At 69.5% G+C, this 10066-nt stretch carries 11 protein-coding genes and 2 pseudogenes; 6 read left to right on the top strand and 7 right to left on the bottom strand.

Annotation, left to right across the window (positions count from 1 at the left end; all coding sequences use genetic code 11):
* Nucleotides 1-456, bottom strand: a 456-nt coding sequence (locus AB0D01_RS34890; protein ID WP_363062604.1) for a DUF6431 domain-containing protein, incomplete at its 3' end; no start/stop codon positions are given.
* A gap of 232 nt (nucleotides 457-688) precedes the next feature.
* Between AB0D01_RS34890 and AB0D01_RS34885 the strand changes: the two genes are divergently transcribed.
* Nucleotides 689-1231, top strand: a complete 543-nt coding sequence (locus AB0D01_RS34885; RefSeq protein WP_363062518.1) for an SUKH-4 family immunity protein — start codon at nucleotides 689-691, stop codon at nucleotides 1229-1231.
* 117 nt (nucleotides 1232-1348) lie between these two features.
* On the opposite strand, the gene AB0D01_RS34880 is transcribed toward AB0D01_RS34885, so the two are convergent.
* The gene (locus AB0D01_RS34880; RefSeq protein WP_363062516.1) at nucleotides 1349-1552 is read right to left on the bottom strand and encodes a glutaredoxin domain-containing protein; all 204 of its coding nucleotides are present in this window, start codon (nucleotides 1550-1552) and stop codon (nucleotides 1349-1351) included.
* Nucleotides 1553-1566: 14 nt separating this feature from the next.
* Between AB0D01_RS34880 and AB0D01_RS34875 the strand changes: the two genes are divergently transcribed.
* Together AB0D01_RS34875 and AB0D01_RS34870 are read left to right on the top strand one after the other, a co-directional pair.
* On the top strand, nucleotides 1567-1962 hold the full coding sequence (locus tag AB0D01_RS34875; protein ID WP_363062514.1) for a hypothetical protein: 396 nt from the start codon (nucleotides 1567-1569) through the stop codon (nucleotides 1960-1962).
* Between the two features lie 655 nt (nucleotides 1963-2617).
* Nucleotides 2618-3412, top strand: a complete 795-nt coding sequence (locus AB0D01_RS34870) for an NAD(P)H-binding protein (protein WP_363062512.1) — start codon at nucleotides 2618-2620, stop codon at nucleotides 3410-3412.
* A gap of 175 nt (nucleotides 3413-3587) precedes the next feature.
* Here AB0D01_RS34870 and AB0D01_RS34865 read toward each other — a convergent pair whose 3' ends face one another.
* Entirely contained in the window at nucleotides 3588-4928 is a 1341-nt protein-coding gene (locus tag AB0D01_RS34865; RefSeq protein WP_363062510.1) for a hypothetical protein, read from the bottom strand.
* A 564-nt stretch (nucleotides 4929-5492) separates the two neighbouring features.
* Between AB0D01_RS34865 and AB0D01_RS34860 the strand changes: the two genes are divergently transcribed.
* Both AB0D01_RS34860 and AB0D01_RS34855 read left to right on the top strand, forming a co-directional pair.
* On the top strand, nucleotides 5493-5780 hold the full coding sequence (locus AB0D01_RS34860) for a hypothetical protein (protein ID WP_363062508.1): 288 nt from the start codon (nucleotides 5493-5495) through the stop codon (nucleotides 5778-5780).
* Entirely contained in the window at nucleotides 5756-5953 is a 198-nt protein-coding gene (locus AB0D01_RS34855) for a hypothetical protein (RefSeq protein ID WP_363062506.1), read from the top strand. The genes AB0D01_RS34860 and AB0D01_RS34855 overlap by 25 nt, the downstream gene beginning before the upstream one ends.
* Before the next feature lie 139 nt (nucleotides 5954-6092).
* On the opposite strand, the gene AB0D01_RS34850 is transcribed toward AB0D01_RS34855, so the two are convergent.
* The 4 genes and pseudogenes from AB0D01_RS34850 to AB0D01_RS34835 all read right to left on the bottom strand — a co-directional run bounded on the left by AB0D01_RS34850 (nucleotide 6093) and on the right by AB0D01_RS34835 (nucleotide 9288).
* A complete protein-coding gene (locus AB0D01_RS34850) occupies nucleotides 6093-6815 on the bottom strand; it encodes a chaplin (protein WP_363062504.1) in 723 nt (240 codons plus the stop codon).
* A gap of 197 nt (nucleotides 6816-7012) precedes the next feature.
* Nucleotides 7013-8014: pseudogene (locus tag AB0D01_RS34845) on the bottom strand (transposase); the annotation flags it as partial.
* Entirely contained in the window at nucleotides 8014-8541 is a 528-nt protein-coding gene (locus AB0D01_RS34840) for a thiamine pyrophosphate-binding protein (protein WP_363062502.1), read from the bottom strand. The gene AB0D01_RS34840 and the pseudogene AB0D01_RS34845, both read right to left, overlap by 1 nt.
* 183 nt (nucleotides 8542-8724) lie before the next feature.
* The gene (locus AB0D01_RS34835) at nucleotides 8725-9288 is read right to left on the bottom strand and encodes a hypothetical protein (RefSeq protein WP_363062500.1); all 564 of its coding nucleotides are present in this window, start codon (nucleotides 9286-9288) and stop codon (nucleotides 8725-8727) included.
* A 579-nt stretch (nucleotides 9289-9867) separates the two neighbouring features.
* Between AB0D01_RS34835 and AB0D01_RS34830 the strand changes: the two are divergent.
* A pseudogene (locus AB0D01_RS34830) lies at nucleotides 9868-10066 on the top strand (GNAT family N-acetyltransferase); the annotation flags it as partial.

The following is a 10066-nucleotide window of genomic DNA, read 5'->3' as shown; positions in this document are numbered from 1 at the left end:
GGCCGCCCGATGGGCGGCCGCGACCGCCGAGACCGCGTCGGCGAGCGCCGACGGCGCCGCATCCGGTATCACCGGGTCGTCGGCGAGCGCGACCAGGGCAACGGTGAAGTGCCGGCGAACGGCCTCCGCCCGCCCGGCGAACGCCCGCAACCAGCCACGGACCGTGCCTTCGGCCAGGCCCAGACGGGCGGCGACCTGGCGGTGTCCCATGCCCAACGCGGCTATCTCCAGTCCGGCCCCGATCACCTCGGCCGCATCCGCCCGCCGCGGCCAAAACGCCTCCGCCAGCAGCATGTGCGTGACCTTGCAGCCGGGGCAACGAGTACGTCGCGGCCGCAGAAACAACCGGGCCCCAAGATCACCCCGAATCTCCCGCGGTCTGCCATGCCCCCACGGCGCCAGGCCCGCCCCGCATGACGGGCAGCTCAGCCGACCTTGCCGCAACTGCCGTTCCACCAGCAGGACGTCGTTGTCAACGATCAGCACCGACAGCCTCCGCAGACCACGATGTGCTTCCGCTCCGAGCACGACGAAGTACCGCCAGCCTGCCCAAACGCCAAAGGATCATGTTGTTCAGGACGAACCTGCACGCGCCCGCCATGTGTCCGGCCGAGGGTGCTCGAACCGGGTGTCGGTCCTGGTCAGTAGGGTCATGGTGACCGCTGGCGCCCTTGGAAGGATCTTCAGATTGCTGACCTATCACGACCTGGTCGAATGGGCGGGCGAAGAGAACGTCACGCGGGCCGACGCGACCTCCGTCGCGTCCTGGCAGGTCCCCGAGAACCAGACAGCCCTGCTCGTGAGCATCGGCATTCCGAACACCATCAGCCTCATCGAGGCAGCGGCGGTCCAGACGGAATCAGCCCCGCAGCTCCTGACCCAAGACGGTAGGCAGCTGTACCAACTGACCGAGAACCGGCACGGAGGCCTGCCCCCCAACCTGCTGTGGACGTTCGGAGTCGAGCCCGTGACCGGCACGGTCTACTACGTCCTTCCCGGCGGCGACGGCTGGTTCGCGAACTCCAGCATCGCCCTGTGGCTTCAGTCCCTGCACCACTACGGTCGGCACGTAAGCCAGTCCGAGGTCCTCAATGACCCAGATGGGGATGAGGACGAGGCCCTCGCCGAGCTCAGCCAGCTCGCGGCCGAGCTCAAGCAGATCGACCCGCCCGCGTTCGCCGGGTACAAGGGCTTCATCTGGGCGGAACTCCTCGACCGATGGCTCTGGTAGCCCACCGCACCTCGACCCCGTTCCTGTTCACGGTGTCGTCGCACACGAAGCGGCAGCCTGCCCCCGGACACGACAACAGCCCGTGTGCAACAGGAGTGTCGCCGTCACCCCACTTCATCAACACGCAGAGAGTCGTCTAACAACGGTGGCGCCGTCGACGAGGGCCGGGATGTACTTGCTGCCGGTGACGCGGATCAGTTCGTGCCGATCATCGCGGGGCTTGGGCACGTTGATGTTCATGTACGACACCTGGAGCCGGGTGAGGAGTTCGCGGACCGGCTTGCAGCCGGGGCAGGTCTCCCGCTGGAACAGGACCAGCATCAGCGTTCTCCCTCGTGGACGGTGCGAATGATCTCGCCGGTGCCGGTACCGGGCGTGAAGGCGTGGCCGCAGTCGAGCAGGGCCAGTTCCAGCGCGCCGAAGACCGCGCACAGGTCGAGCGCGTCAGTGGCGCCGACGTGCCCGATCCTGCAAGCCGAGAAGGCGAGGGCCTGTCGTACGTTCGTCCCTCCGCGGCCTTCTACCTCTTCCTCGACATCCACTCGACCGGCCTGGGTGCACGCGAGTTCGCCTATCGGCTACCGCACGAGCGGCAGGTCTGCGTCTGCCCCGGCGACTCCTTCGGGCTGCGGGGCGCGAACAGCGTCCGTGTGACGCTCGCGGGCGATCCGGCCGAGCTGGAAGAGAGCCTGCGCAGACTGGCCGACTTTGTACGGGCGAACCGGGTGTGACGGAAGGCGGTCCCGGTCCGGACCCTGCCAGGCGCGCGACGGCGTACGTCTGGCGCCGGACCCGGGCGCCTTTGGACGACCGGGTGCACCCCGACCCACGGGCCGCACTCGGCATCGTGGCCAGGCCCCAGCCCCTGGCCACAGAGGGCCTGGTACGGAAGGCGGCGGCACTGCCGGGCGTACCTGGCGGCCCGGAGCCCGGGGCCCGGGTGACGGCGCAACGGCGAACGTGGAGGTGTACTTCGTGTCGCCGGACGAGGCGGGCGGCGAGCGACGCGCCGTGAACTGCGCAGGCTCGCCGAGCCGGAGGCCTGACCACCACGGAGGCAGGCACCCCTCTGGGCACCCCCTGGAGCCTTCCGGCGCACCGGACGCCGGCGATAGGTTCGAAGCCGCGCGAGGAACCGCTCTGACCGGTCATCTCCGAATGCACCACCGTCCGTCTCAGGGGAACGAGGGGGTGAACAACGACGTAGCCGGGCGGGCTACGCACAACTTCCCCTGCCCTCCCCTGCCCTCTCCAACAGGCCCGCAGGCGCCCGGCCCGGAGACCGCGCCAAGGCCGGCACCTGGCGGTCACCGCGGCCGCCGGATACCTGCAAGCGCCCTTGTTCATTCGCCCACCTTGAGAGGTCCGATTACCATGCCCAGCCCTTTGACCCTCGTCCTCGGCGGTAACGGCAAGACGGGGCGACGCGTTGTAGAGCGGCTCACCACTCTGCATGTCCCGACGCGGGTCGGATCCCGCAATGGCGAGCCTCCGTTCGACTGGGAGGACCCCGGTACCTGGCCGGCCGCGCTCGAAGGAGTAGACCGCGTATACGTTGCGCACCCCGAGATTGCGTTGCCTGCGGCCGTTCCGCAGATCGCCGACTTCGCGAGAGCGGCGGTGGCCGCCGGAGCCGAGCGGCTGGTGTTGCTCTCCGGCAGGGGCAGCCGGGTGCTGCGCGCTGCCGAGGAAGGCGTGAAGCGGTCTGGAGCCGCCTGGACTTTCCTGCGGCCGGGATGGTTCAACCAGAACTTGAACGAGGGCTACCTCTTGGAGGAGGTGTTGGCCGGAGTGATCACCGCACCGGGGATCGCGACCGCCGAGGACTTCGTCGACGCCGAGGACATCGCGGACGTCGCGGTCGCCGCTCTCACCGGCGACGGGCACATCGGGCGCGCGTACCAGTTGTCGGGGCCCCGGCTGCTCACCTTTGCCGAGGTCGCTGCCGAACTGTCCGCACTCACGGGACGCACGATCACTTTCCACCCGGTATCGGAGGAGCAGTACCGTGAGACGTTGCGGAACAGCGCCCTTCCGGATGACCTGATCGACGACTTCGTCGCGAGCCTGAGCGACGAGTCCGTCCGCCTCGGCGATGGCGTCCAGGTGGTGCTCGGCCGCAGCCCGGTGGACTTCTCCGACTACGCCCGGCGGGCCGCGGCAACCGGGGTCTGGAGCTGACGACCGGGCCGCCCTGGGGTATGCCCGGCACACCGGGACAGGCGTCGTCGGCATGGGAAGGCCAACTCCTCGAAGAGGTCTCCGCGGTGGGCACCGGGCAGCCGGACCTTCGCACGCCGAGCATCCGCTCACCGGTTCTCGCGGCGCGGGAACGTCGCGCTCGGTCGGAGACGGTTCAGCCGTGGTGGTCACGGAGGTGGTCGAGGGCCTGCTGGATGAGTGGTTCGTGCTGGTGGGCTTCGAGCAGCTGGTGGAATTGGAGGGCCAGGGCCTCGGGTAGGGTGCCGGCGAGGTCGAGGGCGCGGCGGGTGGAGTGGGCCGCGATGTCGATGTCGCCGAGGGCGAGGTGGGTCTCGACGGCGTAGCGCAGCCATTGGGCGGTGTAGGGGGACGGTGGGCCCGCCTGCGGGGTGGTGAGGTGCTCGGTGAGAGGGCCGAACTGTCTGCGGGCGGTGGTGAGGTGGCCCAGGTACAGGGATGTCAGCGCCTCGGTGGTGACCATTGCATGGTGCCGGGCCGCCATCTCGAAGGGGGTGGCGGCCACGTTGCTGACGGCCCGGGCCGTGTCGTCCAGGGCCTGTCGGGCCGCGGCGGGTTCGCCGAGGTGGGCGAGGGCGAACGCCCGGTAGCCGTGGAACTGTACCTCGGTTCCGGGCCAGGGACGCGGGTCGGCCGCGCGGGCGGCTCGCACGAGCGTAAGGGCGTCGGCGGGGCTGCCGGCCAGGAGGTGGCGCAGGGCGAGGCGGGTGAGGGCGGCCGAGGTGTGGGACCGGCTGCCGGAGGCGGCGGCGGCGCGCAGGGCGGCGAGGACGTGCCGTTCGGCGCGGGTCTCTTCGCCGGCCGCGCTGCTGAGCCAGGCGCAGAGCATGCCGGTGTGGGCGGCCAGCCGGTAGAGGCGGCGGGGTACGGGACGGCTGTGGGGCGTGGCGGTGATCAGGGCGACGGCCTGGCGGTGCTCGGACAGCGCCGCGGCGTAGAGCGCATGGACCGGGACGAAGGTGCCGAACTCCTGCTCCTCCAGGGCCTTGACGCGTGCCTCCATCCACTCCAGGCGTTCGGCGGGCAGCCCGGCCTCGTCCGGGACCGCGCTGTCGGCGGTCTCCGCGAGGCGGGCGAGTGCGCTGCGGATCTGTTTTGACAGGGCCCACCCCTCCAGCAGCAGTACGGGCGGGCGGGGTGCGTGGGGCAGGTGCAGGCTGCTGTCCAGGGCGTGCGCGGCGCCGTCGTCGGTGTAGGGCTCGCCGGCCAGCCCCGCGTCGCCGGTGGCCAGGTACAGCCAGTGCGGCCATCCCAGCCGGCACACCTCGGCGGCCGGGACGTGGTGGATGTGTGCCATGGCCAGCTGCGCCGAGTGTTCGGGTTCGGTGCGGCCCGACTCCCAGCGGGAGACCTTCTCGCGGCGTGCGGCCATTCGGCCGAGGCCGAGGGCGGCGTGCGTCTCGGCGACCAGCCGGGCGTAGGCGGGGTGGGAGAGCCCGGCTGCCGTCCGCAGCTGGGCGAGGGGGTGCAGCATCACGAAGGTGCGGCCTCGGCACATCGGAAGGAGACCGGCTTACCGGCCCGGACCATTCCGATGCTACGGGCGCCGCCGGCGCAGGGCGAACCGCCGAGGCACCCCCCTGGGCACGTCCCTGACCTCGCGGGGCCGGACTGGTGCGTGTGCCCGTCACGACCGGCTTTACTGCGTCACCACACGCTACCGCGTGATTACAACAGGTGCTGCTTCCTTGCCCGGCGGCGCGACTACGGCCCTAAAGAGCGGATCCCCGGGACGCCGCCGAACGCAAGGCGCTCGGTGGCTGATGCCGAGTCGACGCTTCCTGACGGAGCCGGACCCGAGAGGAGGCACCCCCCGAGGCACGGCCCAAGGCCTTCTGCTGAAGGGAGCCTCTTCATACGGTGCATCTCGAACCGGCGGAGGCCTCGACCAGGCGATTCCGCATGAAACACCCCAGGGGAACGAGCAAGTGAAGCATGTGATTTCAGGTCTGACGTCCGCAGCCGTGATGGGAGCCCTTCTCCTTGCGGGCACGGGCACCGCATACGCAACCCTGCAGCCTCCCGCCCCGCGCCGTCCACGGTGCCGTCAGGTGACGAGGGCGGGCAACTGGAGCTGTTCGTGGACCCGCGCCAGGAGCACAACACCGCGAACTGCTACTTCGGAAAGAACAAGGGCAAGGAGAAGTACTGCAAGGCTCTGGCCGGGTCGACCCTCACCCAGAAGCAGAAGGAATGCCTCAAGCGGGCCGGCATCGCGGGAGCCGGCGCCCTTGCCCTGGGCAGGCTCAACAACAAGAAGGCCAGGGAGATAGTGGTGAACGCCACCGGCGGAGCCCTGACCGCTTGCTTCTCGACACTCGTCAGCTGATCTTGAAAGCCAAGATCGGCATCTTTGCCGCCTGGGTGCTGCTCCTCGTACTGGTCAATCGACAGCTTGTCGACGGATCCTGGGGCGAGCTGATCTTCACCGGGGTTTCCGCTGGGCTCATGACCCATGCCCAGCATCTGGTCGATCAGCGCAAGTCGCGCTTGAAGGACTGATCGCTTCTTCGCCTGCCAGGGCGGTGCGGCCGAACGACTCCACCGCCCTGGCCTTCCAGCGGGCACTGGCAGCAAGGGCCGGACAGCCGCCCACGTCAGGGTCTGTCAATCGAACGATTTACAGTCCCCAGAACGGTACTCAGGCGAGGATGCAGGCGCTGCCGACCGCCGGGTTGAGGGCCGCGACGATACCGGTGCTGGTGCCGCAGATTGCGATGGGGGCGCTGACGGGGATCTGGATCTGGTAGTTGGCGAGGACTCCGGGCGCGGTCGTGTATGCGATGGCGCCGTGTGTGGCGCCCGCGCGGTGGCTGGTGCCCGCGGCGTGGGGGACGGGAAGGTTTTCGGCCGTGTGCTGGTCTTCGGCGACGTTGAGGCGGCCGGTGTTCTGGTCGTAGACGACGACGGTCCCGTCGGACTCGTTGCGTACCGAGGCGATGGGCACGTTGCTTCCCGCGGTGAGGCCGATCCAGCGGGCGATGTTGGTGCCCCGGATGAGCATGTAGCCGGTGCCTGTCTCGTTCAGGCCGGTGAAGATTGCCATGGGGTCCTGGTCGGCGAACAGCGTGAGGGCGTTGTTGACGATGACCGCGTCGCCCCAGGCGACGATCGTGCCAGAGGGTGTACTCACGGTGAGGCCCATGTTCCGCAGCTGGGCGGCGATGGCGGCGACGTCCGCCCTGCTGCTCTGGTTGGCGACGGTGTGAGTCCCCGAGGACGCGCCGGCCGGCACGCTGGACGCGTTGGCCGGACCGAGGACGGTGAGCGGCACTACCACCGCGAGAAGTGCGGCGGTGGTCATGGGGACGTAGTGGCGCAGAGCCGCCCTGACGGCGTTCCGGCCGTGCCCGTGCCTGATCATTTCTGTCTCCGATCTGGAGAAGGCGTCCGCGCCAACAGCGATGACGCTCTACTTCCGCATGGCAACGGTTGTGCCTGCTGGTCGCATCACATCGCCCCTGGCCCACACGAGCTCTCACCGCCACGCGAGAACCCTTTCGAACCCACCTAACCGCCCAACCGTCAGGCCGGTTCAGGAACAGGTTGTCACCTGGTGCTTTATGGTCTGATCCGGTCGCGTTCGATGATGCTCTCGGGGCGCCGGACGGTTTTTCCCACGTCGTAGCGGGTGGCGGGCCTCTGGTTCTTCGAGCCGAGTGGGCGGCCGGGACCGGGCCGGGTGGGTTTGGGTGCACGTGCCGGGCAGGGCAGGTGCGGGCGGAGGTTCCTGAACCCGCGGCGGACCCGGGCCGGAGCGAGCCTGTTCGGTTCCGCCGGCTGTTCCCAGGGCCGGCGGACGTCCTCGGCGAGCGGCCGGGCGAGACGGAGCTGGGTGTGCGCAACGATGATCAGCCACGCCCACCGGTCCGCAGCTTCCGGTGTGCGGAGCTTCGGCCGGGTCCAGCCGAGGGTCTGCTTGATCATCCGGAACGTGTGCTTCAGGTCGAAGCGCCGGAGGAACGCCTGCCGGCGCAGATCGACATCGGGGCCGGCCATGCCGGTGGCGGAGGACCACAGCCACAGCGGCAGCGGTTCTCGGCCGCCGGGCAGGTGTTCGACTTCCAGGCGGATCGGCGTCCCCTCGATGATGGGGAGTTCGCTGTCGTGGTCGATCCACGCGGAGCGGGTGGTGAGCCTCGGGTGGATGCGATCCCAGGCCATCTCGCGGGTGGTGCCGTAGCGGTCGGTGACCTGGATGGTCGCCGCGTCGGGCTCGCCCCAGGTCTCGGGCTCGGCGAAACGGAATTCCTTGCCGTGCTTCGGTGGCCGGCCGCCTTGGGGATAGGCCAGGGCGTACTCCAGTTGTGTGGGTGTCGGCCGTCGCATGACACGGTCCGATCGTATGCGCCCCAGGACCTCGACGGGCAGTCCGTTGAGGAGGTGGGCCATGCGCGGGGCGTCGTAGCCGGCGTCGAAGACGACGAGGATGTCCCGATCGCCCTCGCGCCAGCGTCCGCCGGTGATCAGGTCCTCGACCACCCGGCGGACCTGGCGGGCGGTGATTTTGGCGACGTCGTCCTCGGGGCCGAGCCGCACGGCGTCCAGTAGCTGGCACCACGTCAGATGCCTTCCCGGACGACGAGGACGGAGGCGCGGCGCCCGGAGTCGTGCCGGGCGAGGAAATCCTCGGTGGACTCGGCGGGGCGGTCGGGGTCGAGCACGGTCCACGGCAGGCCGAACACGTCGAGCAGGCGGGGCAGTTCACGGCCGATGACGTCGTGTTCGACCGCGTCGTTGCCGTCGTGCCCGCGCCGGCTGACGATCAGCGGCAGGTGGACGTCGTAGATGAGGTTGAAGGAGGTCAGGACGTTCAGCGAGTAGCCGAGCCCGGAGTTCTGCATGAGCAGGACGGGGCGGGCGCCGGCGAGGGCGAGTCCGGAGGCCGTGCCGAGGGCGGTGTCCTCACGGGGTGCGGGCAGATGCGCAGCCGGGCGTTCGGGAGACTCCAGCAGCCGGAAGAGTCCCTTGAGGAGGGAACACGGGACGCCGGTGAAGTGCGTGGCCCCGTGTGAGAGAAGGGTGTCCAGCACCGCTGTGGCGGTGTTCTGCCGTCTGTCGGCAGCGGGGACGGATGCGCTGGGGAGCATGGGTCCGCCTTGAAGGACGGGCGCAGGACGCCGTCGGGAAGAGGAGGTTCTGTCGGCAGTCGCGACAAGAGCGGGAGGAGAGAAGGCCGCGAGACAGGCTGACCTGGCCGTGTCTGCAAGCGGTTGATGCCGATCATCCCTGTGGGGAAGGACTCCCGCAAGGGAGTGTCCGAATATCGGACATCATTGTTCGGCCAGGGAACTTTCGATGTGTGTGCGGGCGCGGACGGCCGCGAGCCGGCCCGCCACGGGCCGTGCCGGCGCACCGGCGAGGGCGAACACCCCGCCCAGCGCCAGCCGGCCCCAGCCGCCCAGGGCGATCACCACACCGGTGAACAGGACCGGTCCGGCGATCCCCTGCGCGCTGAAGCCCAGGTTGCCACGCGCCCCAGCTCCACCGGGCCGACGTCGTACTGGACGCTCTTCGCGGTGATGTGGGAGAACTCGCGCCGGCACGAGTACTCGCAGCCGCTGCGGCCAGCGTATCAGGGCGGCCGGCCGCTCGGCGCCCGCCTCGTCCTGTGTCGGCGCCTCGACCAGTCCGGCCACGCACGTGAAGCCGATGATCCGCTCCCGGCCCCGCCGTGCCCGGACGGTGTCGGGTTCGTCGACGACCGGCACGCTGCGGGCGGGCAGCAGCCTCTCCAGGTCCGCCGGCAGCGCCACGCTCAGGCCCACGGCGACATGCGTGACCGCGGTGGTGTTCGAGGACGCGTACGGCCAATTGTTCAGGGAAGTGTCCGGCATTCTTCCTCCGGTCTGACATCGGGAAGGTCGAAAACTCGAACAGGGCAGGCCAAGCCGGGGCCGATAAAGTCACTGCCGCACTGCGGCCGTCATCATTGCCCATGATTGCGCCTTTTTGGAAATCGAATACAGGGCCCCACGGGCAATCCAGGCATGCATTGCAGATTTCTCGCGGATTACTGCGGGGCGCGCGGGAGGCAGTGGGCGCGGGAGCCTTCCGACGCAGCCTCACGGACGAACCCGCCCACCCCCAGCCCGCGGCCGCACGGCACCCTGGGCCGTAAATCCGGTGGTGATACACGCCACACGCCAAAAATGTTGCTGCTCAGCGGCGATTCATGCAAGATCAAGCCGCGGCGCCTGGTCAGCGTCCAGTCCCTATCGTGCGGCTGGAGACCGGCTACATCCGCCCCAATCCCCACTTCGCGCGCAGCGCGTCCCCGGCGTCTCCGGCCCTGTTCGGCATGCCCGCCCCGCGGCGCTCGCGCGCCCACCTTTTCCCGGCGCGCCCCTCCGGAACTCAAGGTTCGATCTCGGCGCGCCGCCGGGCAGTCATATTCTTCACGGGAAATCCAATGAATGCGCATCATATTCGCACGGCCAAATCCCCGGCTGGACGACCGCTCGGTGGTGTTCGCGGCCTTCGACGGGGACGCCCTGGTGGGCTTCACCCTGTGCTTCGGCTTCGGGCGCGAGCTGACGGTACGCCTGAACGGCCTGGACTACGAGCGGTTGCCGGACGCGGACGTGTACGCCAATCTCACCGTGCACCAGCCCC

The sequence above is a fragment of the Streptomyces sp. NPDC048606 genome, assembly GCF_040650855.1.
Classification (GTDB): Bacteria; Actinomycetota; Actinomycetes; order Streptomycetales; family Streptomycetaceae; genus Streptomyces.
This window is presented reverse-complemented; position numbering and strand designations above follow the sequence as displayed.

Coding starts and splice junctions, on each gene's coding strand:
- AB0D01_RS34840 (WP_363062502.1), bottom strand. CDS start 8,541: ATGCTCCCCAGCGCATCCGTCCCCGCTGCCGACAGACGGCAGAACACC.
- AB0D01_RS34850 (WP_363062504.1), bottom strand. CDS start 6,815: ATGATCAGGCACGGGCACGGCCGGAACGCCGTCAGGGCGGCTCTGCGC.
- AB0D01_RS34835 (WP_363062500.1), bottom strand. CDS start 9,288: ATGCCGGACACTTCCCTGAACAATTGGCCGTACGCGTCCTCGAACACC.
- AB0D01_RS34880 (WP_363062516.1), bottom strand. CDS start 1,552: ATGCTGGTCCTGTTCCAGCGGGAGACCTGCCCCGGCTGCAAGCCGGTC.